The organism is Pseudomonas corni, from assembly GCF_057128765.1.
In genome coordinates, this window is sequence record NZ_JBSKHW010000015.1 from 136,170 (window position 1) to 161,673 (window position 25,504).

The window sequence follows — 25,504 nt, forward strand, 5'->3', positions numbered from 1 at the left end:
GTCAGCAAGCTGGACTCCTACGGCCTCCGGCCAGAATCAAAAGCCATGCACGACCCTACGGCCTCCGGCCAGAATCAGAAGCCATGCACGTCCCCACCGCCTTCGGCCAGAATCAAAAGCCATGGTGTCCTGGGTCAACGCGGTGGATATTGCTGGAGGATTTTGGCGACGGTCTGGCGTAAGGCCAACTCCCTGGCGGCCGGGTTGGCGGACTTGTCGTTTACGACCTGTTCGGTACTGCCGCGCCAGACCAACTTGCCGTCTTTGCCGTCGAGCATGTCGATCTGCAGGGTCGACACCTTGTAATCCACGCTGCGGGTTTCGGTGCCGACCGGGCCGCCCCAATAGCCGCCCCACGGATTGCCCCAGTAACCACCGCCGCCATAGTTGGTGCTGACCAGTTGCTGCTTGTCCTCGACGATCAACCAGGTCTGCACCTGGACGTCGGCTTTGACTCCGGACGCGGCCATGCGCAATCCACGCTGATCAAGTTGCTCTGCAACTGACTGTCTGATGCGCTGCTCGGTCAGGTCGCTTTTGATGCGCGGGTCGTTGGGCTGATATTGCAGGGCAGGCTCTTTCCAGGCCCAGGTTCGATATCCACCAAAATCGCGCTGAGCGTCGAAATCACGATTGACGCGATCTGTCTGGCAGGCGCTGAGCAACACGGCGAAACACATTACAGCGAGGCAGCGGAACATGATGGCGCTCCAAAACGATTACGAAGGAGGATAGGCGGCCAGGGCGCTTTGCACCGCCTGACGCAACGCTTTGGCACGGTCTGACTGATCGCCGCCGCTGCCCGTTTCCGCGCTGGCGCTCCAGACAGGCTGACCGCTGCGGCCGTCGAACAGACTGATTTGAACCACGACCACCTGGACTTGATAGGTACGCACAATCGGCACGCTGGCGTAACCGCCATAGCCGTTGCGATATCCGTTGTAATAACCGCCACCCACGCCGCCGTAGTAAGGATCGTAGTAATCATCACGCTCCTGGCGGATGCGGGTTTCCATTCGGGTGCTGGCCGCCACTCGAAGATCCGCCGCTTGCGGGTTCGAAGAAGGCCGCAGGCCACGTTGATCCAGCCCGTTGCTGACAGCTTCGGCGACCTGCGCCGAATCTGCCCACGCCGTGCCGGGTGGCAATTGGCCGTTGAGCCACGTCCAGTTCCGATAACGGCCGTAGTCACGCGTCGGCGCCGGGTATGCGCTCATGTCCAGCGTGTTTGCAGCTGCAGGTGGCGCCGCCGGCAGCTGTGCGGAGCTGGCGACATAAGGGTTGTTGCTCTGGCAGGCAGCAATGCTCAGGCAGAGCGTCAGCACAGCGAGGCGGCGTTTCATGATGGTCTCCGCGAGTAGCCTCTTTCCGTTGGTTGACCCCAATCTGTAGGAGCCAACTTGTTGGCGAGCCAAACACTGAATCTTTCTGAAGGATGTCTCGCCAACAAGTTGGCTCCTACAGATCACCGGTCTCACTTTGGTCGGCACATCCAGTGCAAGTAACGTCCCAATCCGGCAAACGCTGGGTGGCGGCGGTGTGACAACTCCATTTCCAGCAGGTCGGCCAGCTCGGCTTTGGCCTGAAACTCGACCGGCATGTAATCGTGAAAAACCCTGACGCCACTTTGGGTTTCGACTCGCCATAGGGCTTCAAGTTGCGCCGCTAATTCGCGGGGATCAAGGGGTTGTTGCGGGGTCAGGCTTTGCTTCTCTCCCGCCATGGTGTTGCGGCGCATTTTTCGGAAATGGCCTTTGAGCAGGTTTCGGTAAATCAGCGCGTCGCGGTTGTAAAACGCCAGAGATAACCAGCCATCGTCCTCGGTCAATTGACGCAAAACCGGCAGAATCGTGAACGGTTCCTCAAGCCATTCAAGCACCGCGTGGCAGATCACCAGGTCGTAGCGTTCGGTCAGGATGTCGGGCAATGCCTGCCACGGCGCCTGAATGAAAGTGGCGGTCTGTCCGGCGTCGGCAAAACGCTGGCGGGCGCCCTCAAGCATCGGCTCGGCGGGTTCCGCCAGCGTGACCTGATGCCCGTGCTCGGCCAGCCACAACGACATGTGCCCAAGCCCTGCGCCGATGTCCAGCACTCGCAAGGGGCGGTCCGGAAGGCTTTCGGTTAGATCAGCCTGCAACACCGCCAGACGAATAGCACCCTTGGCGCCGCCGTAGATTTTTTCAGCGAAGCGCGTGGCCAACAGGTCGAAATGGCGATCGCTCATTTGCTGAACCTGCGTTCGCTGTCAGCCAGTTTGGCGCTGACCACTTCGTTCATGTCCAGGCCCAGTTCGCTGCACATCAGCAGCAGATATAAAACGACATCGCCTATTTCCTGGCCGGCATGGGCCAGCTCATCGGGCGGCAATTGGCGGGACTGGTCTTCGGTTTTCCACTGGAAGATTTCCACCAGTTCGGCCATCTCCACGCTGGCAGCCATGGCCAGGTTTTTCGGGCTGTGGAATTGGCGCCAGTCATTGTTATCGCGGATGCGGTGCAGGCGTTGAGTGAGTTCGTCGAGGTTCATGGGCGTCTCCTGAAGGTGCGTAGCTTCAAGGGGATGCAGAGCGGAAGCAAGGGATTCAAAGCGATCAACTGCAGGAGCGCTTGCCCGCGATATGTCCGTTTGAACAATGGATTTCTGTTGGATGTACTGTTGCTATCGCGGGCAAGCGCGCTCCTACAAGTCCAAGTTACTCACTGGATGGCTGCCAACTCCCAACCATGTGCACAATCCCGTCCCTGCCTTCGACTTTAAGCTGACCGTGTGACCCTGCCGCGCTGGCGGACAAAGTCACTTCACTTGGCAAGCGCACCGGCTTTTGGAACTCCACCAGAATGTCGACGTTGGAGTCCGGCAAATGATCGTCCAGTGCTGCGAGGGTGCGACTTTCTATCCACAGCCCATGGGCAATGGCCGTGGGAAAGCCAAACAGTTTGGCGCTGACATCGCTCAAGTGAATCGGGTTGTAGTCACCGCTAACCTTCGCGTACTGACGCCCGATGTCGGCCGGTGCGTACCAGGTTGCCAGTTCGCTCATGGCCATCGGCCCGGGCTCGAAGCTGCTTTTGATTTCACCTTCAAGCTGCACGCCGCGACAGAGCATCGTGCTTTCTTCTTCCCACAACAGGCCCAGTGCGTCTTCGATCTGCGTGATGAGACTGAACGTCGCGCCTTTGGCGTGGGGCTTGAGATGATCGACACGCACACTGACTTGCGCCTTGATTACCCCGCCCAGCGGACGACGAATGCTGATGCGATTAGCCAGGTGCACCAACCCCAGCAACGGAAAAGGAAATTCCTTGTCGGTCAGCAATTTCATTTGCAGCGGAAATGCCAGCACATGAGGGTAGGTGGGAGGCAACAGGCTGCTGGTGACGAAGCCGCACACTTTGCGGAAGGCCGCGACCTTGTGCGGGTCCATTGACACCCAGCAACGCAGGCCTTGCTCGGGTAAATGCGAGCCCGTGACCTTGCGCCGCAGGGCCGCTTGCATGAACAGGCCCGGCAATGCCGGTGGGGTGTCCAGATAACGCCAATGTGCGGTCATTGCGGTTCTCCTGTTGTTTGTCGGGGCGCGGTGAGTCAGGTGGACCGCTTCGCAGCCTCGCGTTGCTCGTCAGCTCCTACAGGGAGCGCGCTTGCCGATGGCTGTCGCTCAAGCGCCGATGACGCTTTGTCCACATACCCGCAGTACTTGCCCGCTGACCGAGCCACTGCCTGGTTGACTGAGCCAGGCCACAGCTTCTGCGACGTCCTGTGGCAAACCGCCTTGGCCCAGCGAGCTCAAACGGCGACCGGCTTCACGGATAGCAAACGGCATGTCGGCAGTCATCTTGGTTTCGATGAAGCCCGGCGCGACGGCATTAATCGTGATGCCGCGATCTTTCAACGACGGTGCCATGGCGCGGGCCAAGCCGATCAAACCAGCTTTGCTGGTGGTGTAATTGGTCTGCCCACGATTACCCGCCAGGCCGCTGATCGAGGCCATCAAAATCACGCGGGCATTGTCATGCAGAGTGCCGTTGTCCAGCAGCGCCTGGGTCAACACCTGTGGCGCGTTGAGGTTGACGTTGAGCACCGAATCCCAGAAATCGGCAGTCATGTTGGCCAAGGTTTTGTCGCGGGTGATACCAGCGTTGTGGACCACGATGTCGAGGCCGCCGGGCAGGTGTTCGCTCAATTGCGCGGCAGCATCGGGGGCGCAGATGTCCAGCACCAACGCCTGACCGCCAAGCCGAGCGGCCAGTGCTTCGAGATCGGATTTGGCTTGCGGCACGTCCAGCAGCACCACTTCTGCGCCGTCACGGGCGAGGGTTTCGGCAATCGAAGCGCCAATCCCGCGTGCGGCACCGGTGACCAAGGCCTTGCGGCCGGCAAGTGGGCGGCTCCAGTCCTGCACCGTTTCGCCATAGGGGCTCAGGCGAATGACCTGGCCCGAGATGTAAGCGCTTTTGGGCGACAAAAAGAATCTCAGCGCGCCTTCCAGTTGAGGTTCGGCACCGTCGTCGATCTGCACTAACTGCGCGGTCGCGCCGTTGCGCAGTTCCTTGGCCAGCGAACGGGTGAATCCCTCAATCGCCTGCTGGGTGCTAGCCGACAGTGGATCGCTCAATGTCCCTGGCGCTCTGCCAAGTATGACGATGTGAGCACTGGCATCCAGACTGCGCAGAATCGGCTGAAAGAAGGCGCGTAGCTGCGACAGGTGTTCGGTGCGCGTCAGGGTGCTGGCGTCGAACACCACCGCTTTGAGTTTCGGCCCCTGACCTTCCACCCAAGGATTGTCCCCTGCCACATCGCCACCAAAGCTGAACAGCAGGTCGGTAATGCGCGGCGCAAATCCACGCACTTGATCGGCCAACGGCCCCGAACTAATCAGCAACGAGCCTTCGACAGGCCGCATGCGCCCGGCCTGCCAGCGTTCCAGTCTTGCTGGCGCCGGTAGCCCGACCGCTCCAACCAGTCGGCGACCAATGTCCGAATTGGCGAAGTCAATGTAGCGATCAGATGCCATGGAACACTCTCCTCGAGTCGGGGTTCAAATCAGTGGACCACAGGGGGTGGTAATAAGTCCTACGCTGTCCGCTATGCATTCCTATAAGACCTGTGCCTTTTACCCAAGGGAGATTTCGATGAATCAGCCACGCCGCGTCGCCATCATTGGCGGTAATCGCATCCCGTTCGCCCGCTCTAATGGCCCGTACGCCACGGCCAGCAATCAGGAGATGCTGACCGCAGCGCTCGAAGGCTTGATCGAGCGTTTCAATCTGCACGGGCTGCGCATTGGCGAAGTGGCGGCGGGCGCGGTGCTCAAGCATTCGCGGGATTTCAATCTGACCCGCGAATGCGTGCTTGGCTCGCGGCTGTCGCCACAAACTCCGGCGTACGACATCCAGCAGGCATGCGGCACGGGGCTTGAAGCGGCGCTTTTGGTGGCTAACAAAATCGCGTTGGGCCAGATCGAATGCGGCATTGCTGGCGGCGTTGATACCACCTCTGACGCGCCGATCGGCGTCAACGAAGACCTGCGACAAATCCTGCTTCAGGTCAATCGCAGCAAAACCCCCGCCGACAAGATGAAAGCGCTGCTGCAATTGCGCCCGCACAACCTCAAACCCGAACTCCCACGCAATGGCGAGCCGCGTACGGGGTTGTCCATGGGGCAGCATTGCGAGCTGATGGCGCAGACCTGGCAGATCCCCCGCGAGGCGCAGGACCAACTGGCGCTGGAGAGTCATCAGAAGATGGCCGCCGCCTACGCCGAGGGCTGGCATGACGACCTGCTGACCCCTTATCGCGGCCTGACGCGAGACAACAACTTGCGTGTTGATGCGAGCCTTGAAAAGCTGGCGTCGCTCAAGCCCGCCTACGAGCGCAGCGCCAAGGGCACGCTGACGGCAGGCAATTCGACGCCGCTGACGGATGGCGCGTCATTGGTGTTACTGGCAAGCGAAGAGTGGGCGCAAGAGCATGGCTTGCCGGTGCTGGCGTATCTGCGTGACGGGGAGGCGGCGGCGGTGGATTTTGTGCATGGCGCCGAAGGTCTGCTGATGGCCCCGGTCTACGCCGTGCCACGCTTGCTGGCGCGCAATGGATTGACTCTGCAAGACTTCGATTATTACGAGATTCACGAAGCGTTTGCCGCGCAAGTGTTGTGTACGTTGAAGGCCTGGGAAGACCCGGAGTACTGCAAAACCCGGCTCGGGCTTGATGCGCCGCTGGGCTCGATCGATCGCAGCAAACTCAACGTCAAAGGCAGCTCATTGGCGGCCGGTCACCCGTTTGCCGCCACAGGAGGGCGCATCGTCGCCAACCTGGCGAAACTGCTGAGCGTGGCGGGGCAGGGGCGTGGACTGATCTCGATCTGCGCGGCAGGCGGGCAGGGTGTAACGGCGATAATTGAGCGGTGACAATGTTGTGATTCTGGCCGGAGGTCGTGGCACCAGTGTTTGAGCCGTGGGAGCGGACCTGTCCGCGAAAAGGGCGGTACCGCCAATACATCACTGGCGTCTGACGCTCAGTCTTCGCGGTGTCCGCTCCCACCGGTTTCATGCCCCCTCAATGATCAATCAGCGATAGTTGGCTTTTGATTCTGGCCGAAGGCCGTAGAAGCGAGGCTTGCCCGCGAAGCTGGCGATGCGGTGTTTCGGCGCGATCACCGTTCTGATTCTGGCCGGAGGTCGTGGCACCTGTGTTTGACCCGTGGGGGCGGACCTGTCCGCGAAGGAGGCAGTCCCGCAAATACACCTCTGGCGTCTGACGCTCAGTCTTCGCGGACAGGTCCGCTCCCACCGGTTTCATGCCCTATCAATGACCGATCAGTGATAGGTGGCTTTTGATTCTGGCCGAAGGCCGTAGGAGCGAGGCTTGCCCGCGAAGCTGACAATGCGGTGTTTCGGCGCGATCACCGTTCTGATTCTGGCCGGAGGTCGTGGCACCTGTGTTTGACCCGTGGGGGCGGACCTGTCCGCGAAGGAGGCAGTCCCGCAAATACACCTCTGGCGTCTGACGCTCAGTCTTCGCGGACAGGTCCGCTCCCACCGGTTTCATGCCCTATCAATGACCGATCAGTGATAGGTGGCTTTTGATTCTGGCCGAAGGCCGTAGGAGCGAGGCTTGCCCGCGAAGCTGACAATGCGGTGTTTCGGCGCGATCACCGTTCTGATTCTGGCCGGAGGCCGTAGGAGCTTGGCTTGCCAGCGATGGGGTGCGCAGCGGCCCTGAAATCAAGTACCTCGGGTGAATCAGACATACCGCATGCATATGTTTTGCTGCCGGTGCCCGGCAGATCGTCGGCAAGCCAGACTCCTACGCCTTCGGCAGAAGCGCTCTGACTTTTAGTTGGCGCGAGGCTTGCCCGCGAAGCTGACGATGCGGTGTTTCAGGCGATCACCGTTCTGATTCTGGCCGAAGGGCGTAGGAGCTTGGCTTGCCAGCGATGGGGTGCGCAGCGGCCCTGAAATCAAACACCTCGGTGGAACCAGACACACCGGGGTCACAGCTTCGCGAGCAAGCTCGGCTCCAACAGTCCAGCGTAGTGTCAGAAGTAGCGAGGTCACAGCTTCGCGGGCAAGCCTAGCTCCAACAAGATCAGGCGCTCCAACTGCGGCGTTACGCCGCCTGCGCATCCTCAATCGCTTCTTTGGACAACTGCTGCTTGTGCTTGCTCGCATAGGCCTCGGCCATCACGGAACACACAATCAACTGCAACGGGTGGTAGATCATGATCGGCAGCAGAATCAGCCCCAACCCAGGGTTGTCGCCGAAGATCAGTGCGGCCATCGGTGCGCCTGCCGCCAGTGACTTTTTGCTGGCGCAGAACACCGCGGCCACTTTATCGGCGTGATTGAATTTCAGCAGTTTCGCCGTGCTGGTCGTCATCAACAGAATCACCGCCAACAGCACCGCGCTGCCGATGAAGGCGATCAAAATCACCGTATCGCCTTGGGTCTGCCACATCCCAGAGACCATCGAATTACAGAACGCCGCATACACCAGCAGCAAAATCACAATCTTATCGATCAGGTTGGTGTACTTCTTGTGCCGCGCGAAAAACTTCCCTAACAGCGGGCGCAGCAACTGGCCCAGTACCAGCGGCAGCAGCAACATGATGCACAGATCCAGCAGCGTCGAACCCAGATCAATCCCGCCCGAACCTGTGCCAACCACCAGGCTCACCAGCCACGGCGTCATGAAAATCCCGAACACGCTGGACATGCTGGCGTTGAGAATGGCCGCAGGCACGTTGCCGCCAGCGCTACCGGTCAGCGCAACAGAAGAGGAAATCGTCGACGGCAACGCGCACAGGTACAAAAACCCCAGCATCAACAGCGCCGGAACGTGGGAGCCCAGGAGTTTGTTACTGATAACCCACAAGACCGGGAACACCAGAAAGGTGAACAGCTGCACCATGATGTGCAGTTTCCAGTTCTTCAAACCATGCTTGATCTGCTCGCTGGACAGGTTCACCCCGTGCAGGAAAAACACCAGAAACACGCCGACGTTAATCACGATCTCGGCATGCATCCCGCCGCCGGTTGCGCCAAATGATGGAATGAAATACGCCAGCAACGTCGCCACCAGCATTCCCAGCAGGAACCAGTCCGTAACGACGCGTTTGAGGTGTTTGAGTACGTGCATAGAAGCGCTCGCTCTTGCAGAAGACGGATTTGTAAAATTTGATGTCTCGTAGACTACCGCAGCCGTAAACTGCCGTCTTGCGACACAAGGCCAACTCATGCCGACTAACGGACACTTTCCAACCCGCCGATCAGACGCCGAGCGTCAGATCCCGACGCTGATCGACCTCCCGCGCCCGGTTTATGCGCGCGCGGAAAGCCTCAGTGCAGGCTCATGGACACCGACGCATCGCCACGACTGGGTGCAGTTTTCTTACGCCATCAGCGGGGTGCTCGGCGTACACACTTCCCACGGCAGTTTTTTTGCGCCGCCGCAGTGGGGCGTTTGGATTCCGGCGGGGCTGGATCATGAAGTCGTCACTTCTACCCGCGCCGAGATGCGCAGCCTGTACGTGCGCAAAGAGGATTGCGAGTGGGCGCCGGACCGCTGCCGGGTGCTGGAAGTCACGCCTTTGGCCCGCGAGCTGATCAAGACTTTTTGCCAGATGCCCCCGGATTATTCACAAGCGGACTGCAGCGAGGCGCGGCTCGTCCGGGTGCTGCTCGACCAACTGGCGCGCCTCCCTGAAGTAGGATTTTCGCTCCCGCTGCCGCGCCATCCTCGGTTGCTCGCGCTGTGCAATGAATTGATCGAGCAGCCGGGCCAGCCCATCACCCTGACAGACTGGGCCGCACACCTGAGCATGTCCGAGAAAACGCTGATGCGCCTGTTCCAGCGCGAAACCGGCTTGAGCTTTCGCGGTTGGCGGCAACGTGCGCGTTTGCTGTCATCCCTCAACGCGCTGGAGGAGGGCGCAAGCGTGACTCACACCGCGCTCGCCAGCGGTTACGACTCGACGTCCGCGTTCATCGCGGCATTCAAAGGATTGTTTGGACATACACCGGGAGAGTTGTTTCGTGACTAGAGCCTGTTTTAGAGAATCTGAGATTTTCCCGGTGTTCCCAAATGATCGGTAAATATCTAAGGACATTCAAAACAGCGCGCTTAAAACACAAACCCGTTGGAGCGAGGCTCGCCCGCGAAGCTTACGTTCCCTATTGCACCGAATAACGCAGACTTAAGGGGGACCGATTTATTACTGCCCTTTGCGGTTAATAAATCCGTCCCCTTACGTCTACCGCGCATCACTAAATCATAAACACTGTTATATACCGGGCACTTCGGTTTTCACAAAAGAATGAATTGTTTTGAGGGTTGAAGACTAAAGCGGTGTTTACACCGCCACAGTCAGCTAGAGTGCAGGCCCATGCGGGCTCTTGCCAGTTGAACCCTGAAAAAGCAGCTGACCAGTCAAAAGGTTGCTGGTAAGTGATCTTCATATTTTCAAATGCCGCTTGTGTAAAAGGTTCGCCCTCATATTCTGCCATTTGAGCAAGAGCCCTGGTGTAATCCCAAGTACCACCATGAATAACCACGACAGCTTTGATATTTGAAACCACTAGTGGATAGCTAACGGTGGCTCCATTTGCATCTCGGACCGTAATAACTGCATTACCGTTGCTACGTTTTTCGACGTTCCCTGCGCTATCAACCACTGCCACATAAGTGGGGCTAACACTATAAACGTATGGCGGTCTTCCGCCCCTAGCCGCTCTTGTCGCTTTGCAGCCCGGGGGTAGATTGCCGGTTTCGCGGAGGCTGGCGGCGACATAAAGGCCGTCGAGCACCATCGGTGAAGTATCTATGCTCAAAGGTGCGTCAGCGGCCACCGTCAAGCGCAAAGCTGGAAACACAATCGCCCCCGCCTCATCAGCTCCCCCACCAAACCCAACCTTACACACCACCATCATCTGACTCTCATCAACAAACGCCTCCAACGTCGCCCGCGTTATCTCCCGCCCAATCCCATTCGCAACATCCACCGCCGTCATTGGATATGCCTCCAACAACTTCAGCGTCGGCACACCATTAGGTCCGATGACCGTCAACCAAACCGTTTGCCCCACCGCCGCCAACGGCCATATCGGCACGAACACATGGGCGTTGCCTTCGAATGTGGTCAAATCCAGCACCCCGTCCACGGCTTCTGTGACCACAGGTTTGGATTTCGCCAGTTCGCTGTCGGGGATCGGCGACACGGTTAAACGCAACACGTCCGACGTCAGCACCGTAGCCCCGCGGATTACGCCATAACTCACGTCAAACGATTGCCCCAGCGATGCGGCCAGGACGGAAGGTGAGTACAGGAAGTCCACGGATTTACTGGCACTTCCCGGTTTCCAGTCCACAAGTGCATTCTGGCCGTTCCAGATCGGCGCGATGACGTCGGTAATCGCCATGTCGTTGTAGGCCACGGTCAAGGTGGCGCCCGCCAGTGCGTCCATTGGATCGAGGACGCCGGTTGGCGCTTCTCTTACCGTCGGGGCAGGATAGGTCGCTGCCGCTGCTGTTTTGATCAGCAAATCCCGGATTTCCGACTGCTCCGATCCCCCCGCCTGACGTGTCACGGTGTAGCGCACTCTGACGGTGGTGTCGCGATTGGCTGTGACCAATGCACCGCTGATCGGCCAGTTCAGGTTTTGATTCGCAACGCCCACCAACTGATCGCTCGTGCTGCTGCCAGCCCCAGGCGTGCCCACCCAATAAATCATTACCTCATCGCCTGTTTTCAACGCGGCCGCTGCGCCATTGATGCGCACGGTGGTGGTGGGGTGAAGGTCGGGGTCGAAGCTGTCATCCAGCTCGGCGAAGTCCACGTTGGGTTTGGGCAATTGCACTGCACCGCCCACGCGATAGGTGACGCTTTGCGAGCCCAGGTCCGGGCCGTTGAAGAACTTGACGTGGTAACTCAGTTTCAGGGAGCCGTTGACCAGGCGATCCACTTCGCTTTTTGGCACGGTGAAGACAAAAGCACTGGTCTCTTCGCCCCTTGAAACGCTGTGCTCGTCGGCATAGACCACTGGGTTGCCAATCGAATCGGTGCCTTCCCACAGCAGGTAAATGATGTCGCCAAACTGCTTGCCGACGTAGGCGGCGATCTGCACCGAGGCGCCGTCTGCGGGCACGGCTTCGGGGTCGATGGCGCCACCGGAGGCGCCGACAAATACCGGCGCGGCCAGTTGCTCGATCTGTTCGCGGATCACGGTGACCACAATGCTGCGTGACATCCGCAGCGGGCCGCCACTCGCCGGTTTGACCTCATAGGACACCGTCGCGAAGCCGTTGGCGATGCCAGTGACGGCGTCGTCCGGGATGTCGAAAATCGGTGGAAAGCCCGGATCGTCCACCAGCAGAGGTGGCAGCGTCGGTACCAGCGGAATGCCATCGGCGGTTTCACCGGCCCAGTACAGGGTGATTTCGTCGCCCAGGGCAATCTCGGGTGTGACATACGCCGCAATGGCCACGGTGACGACTTTGGCCCCCGTCGCATCCAGATCGATCTGGCTCACAGGCCGGTTATTGAGCAGGACGCGGGGCGCATGAGGGCGCGATGGATCGATTTCAGAATTGGTGATGGCCGCTTCGGAATACAACGACCAGTTACCCGCCAGGTCACGAATGCTGTAGTTGACCCGCAGATTTGTGCTGTCACCGCCTTGCTCGATGATGGCCGCCGGGACGACCACGGTTTGTGGCTGGGCGAGCCCGCCCACGGGCTGCGTCACGGTATTGCCGGTTTTGCCCCAGTGAACGGTCAATTGGTCATCGTTGTGAATATAGGCCCAAGGCGCGATGGTCAGGGTGACCGGATTGATCGGCACGCTGATGGTGGCCGGTACGCCGACGGGCGCCAGCAGGCGTTCATTCAGATAGGGGGTGGTGTTGTCGGGGTCCGGGTCGCCGGGTACGGTATTTTTCACCAGTACGGTGCGCCTGGCGCTGAACACATCGCTGTCCGAGAAACTGTCATACAGGCGGTAATACACCTCGGTGGTGTAGATCGGTTCATTGGGACGGACGATGAGACTGGGCAACACGCTAAAACCAATGACCCGGTTCTCAAAATGCTCCGGCGTGATGGGAAAACCCTGCACCACATTGCCTTCGCCCCAGAACAACTCGCACCAGTCACCGGCGAGAAAAGGCGGGGCCACGTAGGCAATCAGCACCAGCGGTTGTTCGGGATCGTTTAAATCATCGTGCCCGATGCCGCCATGTCCGCCCTGGTCGATGACCGGGATGACCAGCTCGGGAAGTTGGCTTTGTTCGATGCCGATGTCGGAACGGGCAGGTTGATCAGTTGATGCAACTCTTTTGATGGTCATGTTGTTCTTCCTTGAAAATTGGCGTGCCTATGGGCTGCTTCGGGTGCGTAGAGGGGGGCAAGAGGGAACTGACTTTATTTACAGCGCCTCACCGTAAAAAAATCTGTCCCCCCTTCAGGGCTACAGCGTCTCGCCTGGTGGAACCGGGAAAATGCAGGCGAAGTTCGGGTCCTTGTGTTCAACCGCGATGTTCATGAACGTCTCCAGGCTATTAGTGGGGCCGGAGCTATTGGTGATGCTATGGGTAGTTTTGGAGCCGTTCCTGTTGCAGATTTTCAGGAGAATTTCTGCCGGAATTTCGATTTCGATCCAGCCTCTCGTCACGTCCGCAGCGGAAATCGGCTGAGCAGTGACAAGAAACTCCGTATCCGCTAATTCGGCGCCGGCCTCGTTATTGAAGCCTGTCAGCCCTACGAATCGCAGATCCAGCGTCGCCTGACCTCCGACAACGTTGGGATAGGTGACGTCGACGCGAACCGGCGTGCCATCCCGGCCTTCCCTGCGCTGGATGTACCTGTTGCCCTGAACGACTTTGGCTTCCGGGAACGCGACCACTCGCAGTGGCTCGCCGTTATTCGGGTATTCGGTCGAAGAGCGTACCGTCACTGATTTGGGGGCCGAGTTAGCAGTGCTAAATTGCGGCGGGGTCAAAGGCGGTGTTAATGCGCGCCGGATTCGATAGGTCACGCCGAACACGCCTGGTCCTACGAGACTAATCGTTGCGCGCGGCAGTGGAACCACAAGCGGATCATTGCCCACGTTGCTGCCGGTGATGGGAACCATGGTGAGTTCGGTTGTGTTGTACGTCACCGTGAGTTCATCGCCGGATGCCCATATGGGCTGATTGCTGCTTGCGCCCAGCCGCGGAATGTTGATTACGGCGTCCTTGTCGAAGTCGACGGGTGAGATGACGTCCGTTTCGCCGCCGCCGCTGATCAGCGTGGGTAAGGCGAGGTCTTCATGCCATGGCGTGGTCGGGTCTGGGTCGGGAGTGCCTCCTGGTGTCGAAAGATCGACGTTGATGGTCGCAGCTGCTGAGGTCCCGGCCTCGATGGTTCCTACGCGTACTTTGTAGGTGACTTGGAGTGCGGGGGCCGTAACTGGACCACGGGCCACTTCGGTGTAAGGCAGTGAAATGCTGATTAGCACCGAAGCAGGGTCGGTGGGGTCCGGGAAGTGGGATGCATTGAGCTGAACAGCTGGCATTTCGATGGTGCCCCACACCACGGTGATCCAGTCTCCGACTGCGGCGTTGTCGTACCGTGGGATCTCCACGACGACCGGTGTAGGCCGGACATCTGCGTCGCTTACGACACCGTCATCGTTGGCCGGTACGTTAGGTGCGGTCAAATTGCCGGGGGGCGCGGTCAGCAGGACGCTGGCATGGATGGGTACTGACAGTAATGAAACATTACCCGCCAGATCTTCCAGTTTGTAGCCGAAATACTGAACGACATTTCCCAGCGCCATCATGTCTGCAAGTTCGAACTTCACCGGAAACTTGTGGTGCAAGTCTGCAGCGACGACAGCGGGCATAGGCGCCAGATAACTGCCTGACGCTTCAGCAGTTGAAGTCCCAAGCCAGGGCGTCAGGATGTCCCCCACGCGCATGTCGTCCCAGGCAGCCGCCTCGACCGGGAGTTGGTTGTTCACCAGATCGCTCAGGGTGATTTCGTGGGCTTGTTCGTCAGTAAAGAGCAGCGCCCCCGGTGCGTCGAGGCCGCCGGGGGTCAGGCGGTCGAAGGTTACTGGTACGGGCAGGCCGGCCATAATGCTTGACCCGGTGTAAATGTCCCCCACTTCATAGTCAAGCAGGTTTGTGCTGAATCCATATAACGCTGGGATGAAGGATACGGGGATTTCCAACTCATAGACTTTGGCAGGCGGGTCGGTGGGTAGTACGTCGATGATCTCTCCAAAGCCCTCGCCGATGACGTCGTTATTCCAGTGCAACTGAATACTGTCACCGTCTTCCATCTCCGGGGTTCTGGTGATCTGCACAACCAGCGGCACAAGTGGGTCGGTTAGCATGCTGACAGGTACCACCCCATGTGCAGGCACGCCTACGACTACGGCAGGATTTAATGCTCGTATGCCGATGCCTTGTGTCGCACTCATCCATTTTTTTTCGTTAGAAGTTTTTGAAAAGACAGTCATGGCGATATCCCTATTGCTCAAGTTGATTAAGCGCTCAAGTGGAAAGATGATTATTGGCCTAATATTCGCAGCGTGCTTGCGGTGGAAAGGGTCATGCGCCGTTGAGAATGGCGTGACAAAAATGCTGGTGTTGAAAAATCGTCATCAAATCAGTTGTTTATATTTTTGATATTTTGATTTGTTTGATAGTTGATTTCGAAAGGTTCTGAAAATTGCTTATGTTATTTCGCGATATAGGTTATCGCGATAAGGTATTTTCTATAATCAATAAGTTTATGTGTTTCCCTTATTATCGTGATTGGCGATGACATGAAATTGCGTGGGCCAGTAGCTTGACGGATGTACGTCTTTGGTCTTTCTTTTTATAGCGGCAAGGCAATTTAAGCCGCACTTTAAATTTCGAATCGTTGTAACTCAAACGTGGTCACTCATCGGCGGGGCAGCACGCATCGGAAATAAGTCGAGCCTGGGTGGCCGCTTACGTAATGAAGCAATCATGGACTGGCTGCATTAAAACCAGGGACGGTAAACGATGAACACTTCTTACAGTTCAACCTTCTCGCACATTATCGGGGCCGCGACATTTGTCTTTTTAGCGCCCGCTTCATGGGCCGTGACGTTGACGCCCGGCCAATCGGCGACGGTAGACGCCTCCACTCCCACCAGCGGCTGGACCGTCGACGGTGCGACGCTTACGACCACCCCTGGTGCGCGGACGTTGGGGATACTGACCAATACTGGGGCAACTCTGACTTTTGATGGCGCCACTGTCCGGGGCGTGTCTGCCGGGCCCGATACTCCGCGAGGGGTCAACCTGCGAGCCAGCTCGGCAACTATCAGCAATTCGACTATCACCTCGGCGACTGACATCGGGATGAGTGTGGATGAGTTGCGTGATGTAGCCGCGTCGTCGGCAACGGTGTCCGGAACTTCGATTTCAGGGGTTGGGCGGGGTGTTTCGGTAAGCGGCAGCACGCTGACCATGAGCAATTCACAGGTCAGTGCCCGGGGCTCGGGCCAAGGTGGAATCCTGGGTGACGGGGTGGGTGTTGCGATGATCGGAGCATCCGTGAGCCTTCAGGGCTCCACGGTCACAGGCAATAACCGAGGCGTTGTGATCAGTACGTCGGCGGCTTTGACCGGGCCTTCACAATTGACTTTGGACAGTAGCTCGATCACTGGGTCGCTGGGCAGTGCGATTCTGGTTGGGCCGGTAGTTGCGTCCTCCTCACCGACCGCAACCATCGTGGTGCAAAACGGCTCCACACTGACCGGCGCCAATGGCGTGATGCTTGAAGTGGGTCAAGCGCCTACGGCACTGCCCTCGACGGTTGATTTCACCGTCGACGACAGCGCATTGACGGGCAATGTGCAGGTGGTTACGGGGTCTACGGCCAACATCACGCTGCGCAGGCTTGCGGCGGTGACCGGCAACATGACCAACATCACCAGCCTGAACATTGATGAAAGCACCATGACGGGCGATGTGGTGCAGGACGCCGCGAGCCCCGCATCCATTGCGTTGAGTAATACCGGGTTACTGACGGGGACTGTGACCAATGCGCAAACCATGACGGTCGACGGCACTTCGCGCTGGAATATGGTGAACGACTCCAATGTCGGCAGCCTGGCAATGAACGGCGGCGTGGTGAACCTGCGCGGGGGTAATAGCGGTTTTCGTACGTTGACGCTAGGCGCGTTGTCCGGAAGTGGCTCATTTGCGCTGGGGACTGACCTGGCCGGGCATTTGAGTGATCTGGTCAATGTCATGGGCAGTGCCGCGGGCGCTCACACGTTGCTCGTTCAGAACACCGGCGTTGATCCGATTGAAGAGGATCACGCGCAACAGGTGGTACACACCGGCAGCGGCGATGCGGTCTTTGCTGTGCCAGGCGGAGCTGTAGATGCCGGCACGTTTCAATATCGGTTGGTCAAACGCGGCACGGACTGGTTTTTGGAGCAGGCGCGGGAGGGCGGCGTTGTTGATCCGGGCGAGCCGGGCAACCCTGATGAGCCAGGCAACCCAGATGAACCGGGGAACCCCGGTGAGCCGGGCAACCCTGATGATCCGGGTACTGGTGAGCCCGGGCCTGGCGAGCCAGGTGGAGGTGGCGACCCAGTCATCACTCCGAGTACCAAGGCTGTAATCGGTTTATTCAGCGCCGCTCCGACCGTCTGGTACGGCGAACTGACCACGCTGCGCAGTCGCATGGGCGAATTGCGCAACGGACAGACTCAGGGCGGCCCGTGGGCTCGGGCATTTGGTACCCGTTACGACGTCTCGGCTGCCGATCAGGTCAGCTATCAGCAAAATCAGCAAGGGATCACGTTGGGGGTGGACACGCCGCTGCCTGCGAATGACGGGCAATGGTTGGTGGGGTTGTTGGGCGGGTATAGCCGCTCTGACCTGGATTTGAAGCGTGGCACATCCGGCAGCGTCGACAGTTATTACCTGGGCGCCTACAGCACGTGGCTTTCGGACTCTGGCTATTACATCGATGCGGTAATCAAAGCCAACCGCTTTCAAAACAAGGCCGATGTGTTGATGAGTGATGGCGTCAAAGCCAAAGGCGATTACAACACGTATGGCGTGGGCGCCTCTGTTGAAGGCGGCAAGCACATCAAGCTGGCGGACAACTGGTTTGTCGAGCCTTACGCGCAGATCTCAACGCTATGGGTTTCCGGCGAAGACTACAGGCTCAACAACGGGCTGGAGGCGAAAAGCAATCATGCGGACTCGCTGCTGGGGAAAATCGGTACCCATGTCGGGCGCACCTACCCGTTGGACAAAGGCGGCTTCGTTCAGCCCTACGTCAAAGTCGCCGTGGCGCAGGAATTTGTCAGGAGCAACAAGGTAAAGGTCAACAGCACCACGTTCAGCGATGACTTGTCAGGTACGCGCGGTGAAGTGGGCGTGGGTGTTGCGGCACAGTTGACCGATGTTTTGCAACTGCATGCCGACGTCGATTACAGCAATGGCGACAGCATTGAGCAGCCATGGGGCTTGAGTATCGGTTTGCGTTACACGTGGTAAATCACCGGGCTAGACGCCTACGTTGCCGTCTGTTTCAGCCACGTTACACTTAATATAGTTCCGCGCTTACGCCAGATGCGGAATTAACTTGTGCATTATCGGAAATGCCCTACACAAGTTGGGGATTGGTCTGAGGGATATCTGTAGTCCGTTTCTATCAAATAGCGCCCCCGGTTAAACGCGCACTCAAGTGCGCTACCAAAAGGTGCTATTTAATGCTTCCCCGCTCTGTTTATTTTGCTCGTTCGCTGATTTCCCTCGCCGTGCTCGCTGCAGTCAGCTTAAGCAGTCAAGCCCTCGCACAGGCCGTGCTGCCAGGCGATACCCAACTTGTCGATGCCTCGACTCCACCCTCTAGTTGGGAGCTGGATAACGCCAGACTGGTGATTACCACCGACGCCAGAAGTCGGCAGATTACGGCCATCAATGGTTCAGTGGTCGAAATCAGCGGGGGAACGATCAGCGCAGTACCAGGGTTTTCGGGCCTGCGCCTGGCCAACAGTGAGGCTGTCGTTGATAACGCCGTCATCCTTGGTCATAACTCGAGCAGTAACGCGGGTCAAAAAAGCTTCGGGATTTCACTCGAAGGCAATGATGGTGATGTGGGTGGGGGAGAAGGCTCCAGCGCCATCGTGCGTAACAGCGAGGTGTCCGGTGTTGGTCGGGGCATCAATATGGCTCAAGGCAGCCGGATCACGCTGCAAGGCACAACCGTTGAAGGGCAAGATGGCCTGGATGCAAACGGGAGCGTTGCAGGCGGGGTAGGCCTGGCGATGTTCGGCGGTTCGGCCGACGTCATGATGCAAAGCGTCATCACCGGCGCCAACAATGGCGTGGTCATCGAAAGTGACAACGATAAGCCGGAGCACGCAATCTCTACCTTCACCCTTGATCAGTCAGAAGTTGTAGGCATCAACGGCAGCGCCATATTGGTGAGCGACTTCCGCGGGATGGGCACCAGCACCACGATCAACATCGCCAACGGCTCGACCCTGACCGGCGGCAACGGCGTGATTCTGGAAGTTGAACGAGCAGCCACTGCTGCGTTCAACGTGACCAACAGTCAGCTCATTGGTGATGTGCTGGTCAGCGATGATTCGATCGCCAACCTTTCGCTCGCCAATAACGCCAGCCTCACAGGCACCATCACTAACGCAACCAGCCTGAATATCGATGGCACCTCTGCCTGGGTAATGGAGGGCGACTCGACTGTCGGCAAACTTGGCCTTAACGGCGGTTCGGTTGACTTGCGTGGCACATCGGAAGGTTTCCACACGCTGAACGTTGAAGAGCTGTCCGGCGCAGGTACCTTTGCGCTTGGGACTGATCTGGCAGCCCAGACTGGCGATTTTCTCAATGTCACGGGCAGTGCCACCGGCGCCCATCAGTTACTGGTGCAAAACACCGGTGTCGATCCGCTTCAAGGTGCAGCTCCTCAGCAGGTTGTGCATACCGCAAGCGGCGATGCGCAGTTTTCTCTGGTAGGTGAAAAGGTCGATTTCGGCACTTTCGCTTACGAGCTGCAGCAGCAGGAAAACACCACGGGCGGCGCCGACTGGTCGCTGGTGCAAACTGAGGAAGTGTCCGCTGCATCGCGCTCGGTCATTGGCTTGTTCAGCGCGGCCCCGACTGTGTGGTACGGCGAAACCACCACACTGCGCAGCCGCATGGGCGAAGTGCGTAACGGTCAGGCCGAGGGCGGTGGCTGGATGCGCGCTTATGGCAACAAATTCAACATGTCGGCAGGCGCGGATGTTGCCTATTCGCAACAGCAGCAGGGCATTTCCTTCGGTGCCGATGCACCGATGAAAACCAGCAGCGGCCAATGGCTGGTTGGTTTGATGGGCGGTTACAGCAAGTCGGATCTGGACCTCAAAGAAGGCACCACGGGCGCGGTCGACAGCTACTACGTCGGTGCTTACAGCACTTGGCTGGCGGAAGACGGGTTCTATGTGGATGCGCTGATCAAGGCCAACCGGTTTCAGAACTCGTCCGACGTCGTGATGCGTGACGGCCAGAAGTCCAAGGGCAAGTACACCAACCACGGTGTTGGTGCGTCGGTGGAAGCAGGCAAGCACATCAAGCTGAACGAAGAGTGGTTCGTTGAACCCTACGCTCAGGTGACTGGCTTGTGGGTCAGCGGCCAGGATTACCACCTGGACAACGGCATGGAGGCGAGCAGCAACAAGGCTGATTCGCTGCTAGGCAAGGTGGGCACCAGCGTTGGTCGCAAATTCGCGCTCAAAGACGGCGGTTTCGTGCAGCCGTACGTGAAAGTCGCAGCGGCACATGAATTTGTCACCAGCAACCAGGTGAGCATTAACGGCAATCGTTTCAACAATGACCTGTCCGGCACACGCGCCGAATTGGGTGCGGGTATTGCGGCTCAGGTAACGGAGAAGCTGCAACTGCATGCGGACTTCGATTACATGAAGGGCAACAATATCGAGCAGCCTTGGGGTGTGAACGTCGGGTTGCGCTACAACTGGTAACGCGATGCTGTTCATGACTGTGTGAATCAGGGGCCAAAATGGCCCCTTTTTCATGTGCGCAGGTTGATGGTTGGGCCGTCGTGCTTGCCCGTTCTGGTGGGGAATCTTCCGACCGGTGCTACGGCGATGAACAACCCCGCTTCATCTATGCTGCCAACGGCACAAAAGCTGCTTTAACAAGTCAGGGGCGACAGCCGTGCGGCACTCAATCGACCTACCCCCTACTCGCTGGCAGAGGATTGCCGTATAACGAGCAACATTCGCGTGTTTGGCAACGAAGGACCCCCAATAAAAGCTGATGAAGACTCCTAAACGCATTGAACCCCTGATCGAAGACGGTCTGGTCGACGAGGTGCTGCGCCCGCTCATGAGTGGTAAAGAGGCAGCTGTTTATGTGGTGCGCTGTGGCAACGAGCTGCGGTGTGCCAAGGTTTACAAGGAGGCGAATAAACGTAGTTTCCGTCAGGCAGCGGAGTACCAGGAGGGCCGAAAGGTGCGCAACAGCCGTCAGGCTCGCGCGATGGCCAAGGGCTCGAAGTTCGGACGCAAAGAAACCGAAGACGCGTGGCAGAACGCCGAAGTGGCGGCGCTGTTCCGTCTGGCAAGCGCCGGTGTGCGCGTGCCCAAGCCGTACGACTTTCTCGAAGGCGTGCTGCTGATGGAATTGGTGGCCGATGAATACGGCGATGCAGCGCCACGCCTGAATGACGTGACGCTGGAGCCGGATCAGGCACGTGAGTATCACGCGTTCCTGATTCAGCAGATCGTGCTGATGTTGTGTACCGGTCTGGTGCACGGTGACTTGTCTGAGTTCAACGTGCTGCTCACGCCGACTGGTCCGGTGATCATTGACCTGCCTCAGGCGGTGGATGCAGCGGGCAACAACCACGCGTTCAGCATGCTGGAGCGTGACGTGGGCAACATGGCGTCGTATTTCGGCCGTTTTGCGCCGGAGCTCAAAGCCACGCGTTTCGCCAAAGAAATGTGGTCGTACTACGAAGCCGGCACGCTATCGCCTGCGACAGTGTTGACCGGTGAGTTCGACGAGCCGGAAGATCTCGCCGATGTTGGCGGCGTGTTGCGCGAAATCGAAGCAGCACGGCTGGACGAAGACCGTCGTCAGGCAGTGCGTGCCGCGGATGACGCGCCACCGAACAAAACCGAAGAGCCGCCTCCGCCCTGGATGCAGTGATCGGGGTATGACAAAAAAACCGGCTCAGGCCGGTTTTTTGTTGAAGCGATGCTTGCGCCGGTCTGTAGGAGCCAACTTGTTGGCGAGGCGCCACGGTGTGTCAGGCACGACGCTGCTCCTGCCCGGAGGGCGTAGGAGTCAGGCTTGCCGACTATGGGCCGGGGTCGCGCTCGACCGCGCAGCGGCCCTGACTCTAAACATCACGACACCCACCCGACTCCAGATCCTTGAGGATCGGGCAGTCCGGTCGATCATTGCCCTGACAATGCTCAACCAGCTCATTTAACGTATCGCGCAGTGCGGTCATCTCGATGATTTTCTGATTCAGCTCGTCAACGTGTTGGCGGGCGAGGGATTTGACATCGGCGCTCGCCCGGCCTCTGTCCTGCCACAGCGTCAGCAGCTTGCCGACCTCCTCCAGCGAAAACCCTAGATCCCGCGAGCGCTTGATGAACGCCAGCGTGTGCAGGTCATCCTGGCGATACAGCCTGTAACCCGCCTCGGTGCGGTGCGCAGCCGGGAGCAAATTGATGGATTCGTAATAGCGAATCATCTTTGCGCTCAGGCCACTGGATTTGGCGGCTTGGCCAATATTCATTGCGCGTCCCCTTCAATGACGGGTTTCCAGGTTTTGAGCAGCAGCGCGTTGCTCACCACGCAGACGCTGGACAGGGCCATCGCCGCCCCCGCTAGTACCGGGTTGAGCACGCCAAACGCCGCCAGCGGAATCCCGATCAGGTTATAAACGAACGCCCAGAATAGGTTTTGGCGGATTTTTGCGTAGGTCCGACTGCTGATATCCAGCGCTGCGGGGACCAATCGCGGGTCACCGCGCATCAACGTTATGCCCGACGCGTGCATGGCTACGTCGGTGCCACCGCCCATCGCGATGCCAATATCAGCGGCGGCCAGCGCGGGCGCATCATTGATGCCATCGCCCACCATTGCGACGACGCCCGACTCCTTCAGTTTCATCACCGCCGCTGCCTTGTCGGCGGGTAGCACTTGGGCATGTACATCTTTTATGCCCAGCGCATCAGCCACCATCCTGGCGCTGCCCTGATTATCACCGGTCAACAAATGGCTGCTGATGTGTCGGGCCGTCAGCTGTTTGACTGCTTCAGCCGCACCGGGTTTAAGCGTGTCACCGAAGGCGAACAATCCCAATACCGAAGGATGCGAGCCCAATGCGATCAGCCAGGACAACGTGCGGCCCTCGGCTTCCCAGCTCTGGGCGGTCTGCTCCAACGTGCCCGGCAGCAAGCCGGATTCTTCAAGCAATCGACGATTACCCAGCGCCAGCTCAACCGAGTTAAGTGTCCCGGCGATCCCGCGTCCGGCGAGCGATCCGCTGTTCTGAATGTTGTCCAGCGTCAGGCCGCGCTCCCGGCAGGCATCCAGCACGGCCTGCGCCAGTGGATGCTCACTGCCGCGCTGAAGGGCGCCCGCGTTCTGCAGCAGAGTGGTTTGATTGCCGTCCACGGCGACCATGTGCGCAATGCGCGGCGTACCGGACGTCAGGGTGCCGGTCTTGTCAAACACTACGGCTGTCACCTGATGGGCGCGCTCCAGCACTTCGGCATCCTTGATCAAGATGCCGTGACGCGCCGCGACGCCGGTGCCGGCCATGATCGCAGTCGGCGTCGCCAGCCCCAGCGCGCAGGGGCAGGCGATGACCAGCACCGTGACGGCATTGATCAGCGCGGTCTCCAGCGAAACCCCCGCCAGCAGCCAGCCAATCAAAGTGAGCAGAGCGACGCCTACCACCACCGGGACAAATACCTGGCTGACTTTATCCACCAGCTTTTGAATCGGCGCCTTGGCCGATTGCGCGTCTTCGACCAAACGAATGATCCGCGCCAGCACGCTTTCGCTACCCAGTGCCAAGGTTTTGATCAGCAGCCGACCTTCACCATTGATCGCGCCGCCCGTGACTTTATCTCCCGGTTGTTTGGGCACCGGCAGGCTTTCGCCGCTGATCAGCGCCTCGTCGGCATGGCTTTGACCCTCGACCACTTCGCCATCCACCGCAAAGCGCTCGCCCGGTTTGACCAAAACCAGGTCGTTCAACGCGAGTGCGCTGATCGCGACTTCACGCTCCTGACCGTCGACTACCTGAATCGCGCGCTCCGGGCGCAGTGCTTCGAGGGCGCGAATGGCGCTCGCGGTCTGTTGCGTGGCACTGCTCTCCAAGTATTTGCCCAACAGCACCAAGGCGATGACCACCGCCGAGGCTTCGAAATACAAGTGCGGCATCGTGTCCGGCGCGGCCATCGCCCATTGATAAACGCTCAAGCCATAACCGGCGCTGGTGCCAAGGGCGACGAGCAAATCCATGTTGCCTGCGCCTGCGCGCACGGCTTTCCAGGCCGCCACATAAAAGCGCGCGCCGAGGATGAACTGCACCGGCGTCGCCAAGGCAAATTGCGCCCAGCTTGGCAGCATCCAGTGAATACCTAACGGCGTCAGCAACATGGGGATTATCAAGGGCAGCGCCAGAGCAATGGCCGCCAGCAGCGCCCAACGTTCAGAAATATGACGTCGCTGCTGATTGACCGCCTGGAGCGCGGGGTCCTGCACCAGGCTGGCGCCGTAGCCGGCTTTGTCAACGGCGGCGATCAGGCTTTGCGGGTCGATGGGGTCAGCGACTTCAATGTGAGCGCGTTCGTTGGCAAGGTTCACGCTGGCGCTTGTCACGCCGGGCACCTTGCGCAGCGCACGTTCCACACGGCCAGCGCAACTGGCGCAGGTCATGCCGGTGATAGGCAGATCGAACGTGGCGGGATGGCTCATGAGACAGCGCTCCTTGGGGGCGAATGCCAGCAAGGATCAACCTTGCCACGCGGGCAAGGTCAAGTCGCGATCTAATTAGTAATTGAGCTCGGCCTTTTTCAGGTACATCCCGTTGGGCCCCGAGGCGATACGGAATTTGAGCACGTCACCGGCATTGATGTGGATGCGCGAATTGTTCTGCGCCTCGATCCCTGGCGAGCAGCCTGGCGTCTGGGTCGGCAATACCCGCAAACGCACCGAAACGTCTCCGGTCGGCAAGTTGAAGGAAGTCGATTGCTCCTGAAAAAGGCGGCCGACCAATTGATCCTGCATGAAAATGCCGATTTCGCAGGGGCTCGCGACTTCGAGCCGTTCGCGGGAAATAATCAGCACGCCGTAATCCTGATCGGCCTGAGCCCAGGATGCGCAAGCCGACAGGCCAAGGAAGCTGAAAAGGCGAAGGGCTGACCCGCGCATGGCTGATTCTCCAGATGTGACGTTGATGGCTGCACTTTCGCTCACCAATAAATCGATTACCAGCCCGGCAGAACAAACCAAAACTTGACCTTGCCGTGGTGGCAAGGTCAAAGATCACGACATCAAACGCCGTTTTCTCGATAAAGGAGTCGCAATATGCAGACTTTCAACGTTCAAGGCATGACCTGCCAGCACTGTGTCAAAGCGGTGACCAATGCCATTAAAGCGGACGATCCCAGTGCCGAGGTGCAGATTGATCTGGCCAAAGGTGAAGTCAGCGTGCAGAGCGTGTTGGCCACTGACCGGCTTGTTGGTTTGATTGAAGAGGAAGGCTACAGCGCGAAACTCGCGTGAGTTTGCACCGGGATTTTCCGGGCTGATAAAAATCCCATGTGGGAGCGGACCTGTCCGCGAAGGGGTCGGCACAATCGGTATATCTCCATCGCCAATGAGTAAGTCTTCGCGGTGTAGAAACGGACACATCCTTTACGTTTCAAACCGGGGACATCCTTTACGTTTTTGTAGGCTGGTCAGG

The 25,504-nt window shown here is 58.8% G+C and carries 18 protein-coding genes; 6 read left to right on the top strand and 12 right to left on the bottom strand.

Annotated elements, in window-relative coordinates:
* Window positions 1-134: 134 nt before the first annotated feature.
* From ACWKV9_RS21860 to ACWKV9_RS21885, 6 genes are all read right to left on the bottom strand, one after another.
* On the bottom strand, window positions 135-701 hold the full coding sequence (locus ACWKV9_RS21860) for a DUF4136 domain-containing protein (RefSeq protein ID WP_483838182.1): 567 nt from the start codon (window positions 699-701) through the stop codon (window positions 135-137).
* Window positions 702-719: 18 nt separating this feature from the next.
* Window positions 720-1,343 (bottom strand): DUF4136 domain-containing protein, encoded by a 624-nt coding sequence (locus ACWKV9_RS21865; protein WP_483838183.1) that lies wholly within the window; start codon window positions 1,341-1,343, stop codon window positions 720-722.
* Window positions 1,344-1,474: 131 nt separating this feature from the next.
* Complete coding sequence (locus tag ACWKV9_RS21870) at window positions 1,475-2,224, bottom strand: methyltransferase domain-containing protein (protein WP_483838184.1); 750 nt, start codon at window positions 2,222-2,224, stop codon at window positions 1,475-1,477.
* Complete coding sequence (locus ACWKV9_RS21875) at window positions 2,221-2,526, bottom strand: nucleotide pyrophosphohydrolase (protein ID WP_483838185.1); 306 nt, start codon at window positions 2,524-2,526, stop codon at window positions 2,221-2,223. Before ACWKV9_RS21875 ends, ACWKV9_RS21870 begins: the two co-directional genes overlap by 4 nt.
* A 166-nt stretch (window positions 2,527-2,692) precedes the next feature.
* Complete coding sequence (locus ACWKV9_RS21880; RefSeq protein ID WP_483838186.1) at window positions 2,693-3,550, bottom strand: MaoC family dehydratase; 858 nt, start codon at window positions 3,548-3,550, stop codon at window positions 2,693-2,695.
* A gap of 108 nt (window positions 3,551-3,658) precedes the next feature.
* Entirely contained in the window at window positions 3,659-5,014 is a 1,356-nt protein-coding gene (locus tag ACWKV9_RS21885) for a 3-oxoacyl-ACP reductase (RefSeq protein WP_483838187.1), read from the bottom strand.
* A 118-nt stretch (window positions 5,015-5,132) separates the two neighbouring features.
* On the opposite strand from ACWKV9_RS21885, the gene ACWKV9_RS21890 reads away from it, so the two are divergent.
* Window positions 5,133-6,410, top strand: a complete 1,278-nt coding sequence (locus tag ACWKV9_RS21890; protein WP_483838188.1) for an acetyl-CoA C-acetyltransferase — start codon at window positions 5,133-5,135, stop codon at window positions 6,408-6,410.
* 1,201 nt (window positions 6,411-7,611) lie between these two features.
* Here ACWKV9_RS21890 and ACWKV9_RS21895 read toward each other — a convergent pair.
* Window positions 7,612-8,640, bottom strand: a complete 1,029-nt coding sequence (locus ACWKV9_RS21895) for a bile acid:sodium symporter family protein (protein WP_483838189.1) — start codon at window positions 8,638-8,640, stop codon at window positions 7,612-7,614.
* 97 nt (window positions 8,641-8,737) lie between these two features.
* Here ACWKV9_RS21895 and ACWKV9_RS21900 point away from each other — a divergent pair, with 97 nt between their 5' ends.
* The gene (locus ACWKV9_RS21900; RefSeq protein ID WP_483838190.1) at window positions 8,738-9,544 is read left to right on the top strand and encodes an AraC family transcriptional regulator; all 807 of its coding nucleotides are present in this window, start codon (window positions 8,738-8,740) and stop codon (window positions 9,542-9,544) included.
* A 223-nt stretch (window positions 9,545-9,767) separates the two neighbouring features.
* Here the strand turns inward: ACWKV9_RS21900 and ACWKV9_RS21905 are convergent, their stop codons facing one another.
* Together ACWKV9_RS21905 and ACWKV9_RS21910 are read right to left on the bottom strand one after the other, a co-directional pair.
* Entirely contained in the window at window positions 9,768-12,845 is a 3,078-nt protein-coding gene (locus tag ACWKV9_RS21905) for a hypothetical protein (protein WP_483838191.1), read from the bottom strand.
* A gap of 120 nt (window positions 12,846-12,965) precedes the next feature.
* Entirely contained in the window at window positions 12,966-15,002 is a 2,037-nt protein-coding gene (locus tag ACWKV9_RS21910; RefSeq protein ID WP_483838192.1) for a hypothetical protein, read from the bottom strand.
* Window positions 15,003-15,534: 532 nt separating this feature from the next.
* On the opposite strand from ACWKV9_RS21910, the gene ACWKV9_RS21915 reads away from it, so the two are divergent.
* From ACWKV9_RS21915 to ACWKV9_RS21925, 3 genes are all read left to right on the top strand, one after another.
* On the top strand, window positions 15,535-18,036 hold the full coding sequence (locus tag ACWKV9_RS21915; protein WP_483838193.1) for an autotransporter outer membrane beta-barrel domain-containing protein: 2,502 nt from the start codon (window positions 15,535-15,537) through the stop codon (window positions 18,034-18,036).
* Window positions 18,037-18,251: 215 nt separating this feature from the next.
* Window positions 18,252-20,528 (top strand): autotransporter outer membrane beta-barrel domain-containing protein, encoded by a 2,277-nt coding sequence (locus tag ACWKV9_RS21920; RefSeq protein ID WP_483838194.1) that lies wholly within the window; start codon window positions 18,252-18,254, stop codon window positions 20,526-20,528.
* A 298-nt stretch (window positions 20,529-20,826) separates the two neighbouring features.
* Window positions 20,827-21,720, top strand: coding sequence for a PA4780 family RIO1-like protein kinase (locus tag ACWKV9_RS21925; RefSeq protein ID WP_483838195.1), 894 nt, complete (start codon window positions 20,827-20,829; stop codon window positions 21,718-21,720).
* A gap of 193 nt (window positions 21,721-21,913) precedes the next feature.
* On the opposite strand, the gene cueR is transcribed toward ACWKV9_RS21925, so the two are convergent.
* The 3 genes from cueR to ACWKV9_RS21940 all read right to left on the bottom strand — a co-directional run bounded on the left by cueR (window position 21,914) and on the right by ACWKV9_RS21940 (window position 24,969).
* A complete protein-coding gene (gene cueR, locus ACWKV9_RS21930; protein WP_483838196.1) occupies window positions 21,914-22,318 on the bottom strand; it encodes a Cu(I)-responsive transcriptional regulator in 405 nt (134 codons plus the stop codon).
* Window positions 22,315-24,513: a heavy metal translocating P-type ATPase gene (locus ACWKV9_RS21935; protein ID WP_483838197.1), complete on the bottom strand. Its 2,199-nt coding sequence runs from the start codon at window positions 24,511-24,513 to the stop codon at window positions 22,315-22,317. The genes cueR and ACWKV9_RS21935 overlap by 4 nt, the downstream gene beginning before the upstream one ends.
* Before the next feature lie 75 nt (window positions 24,514-24,588).
* The gene (locus tag ACWKV9_RS21940) at window positions 24,589-24,969 is read right to left on the bottom strand and encodes a hypothetical protein (protein WP_483838198.1); all 381 of its coding nucleotides are present in this window, start codon (window positions 24,967-24,969) and stop codon (window positions 24,589-24,591) included.
* Window positions 24,970-25,125: 156 nt separating this feature from the next.
* On the opposite strand from ACWKV9_RS21940, the gene ACWKV9_RS21945 reads away from it, so the two are divergent.
* Window positions 25,126-25,323: a heavy-metal-associated domain-containing protein gene (locus tag ACWKV9_RS21945; RefSeq protein ID WP_483838199.1), complete on the top strand. Its 198-nt coding sequence runs from the start codon at window positions 25,126-25,128 to the stop codon at window positions 25,321-25,323.
* Window positions 25,324-25,504: the final 181 nt, after the last annotated feature.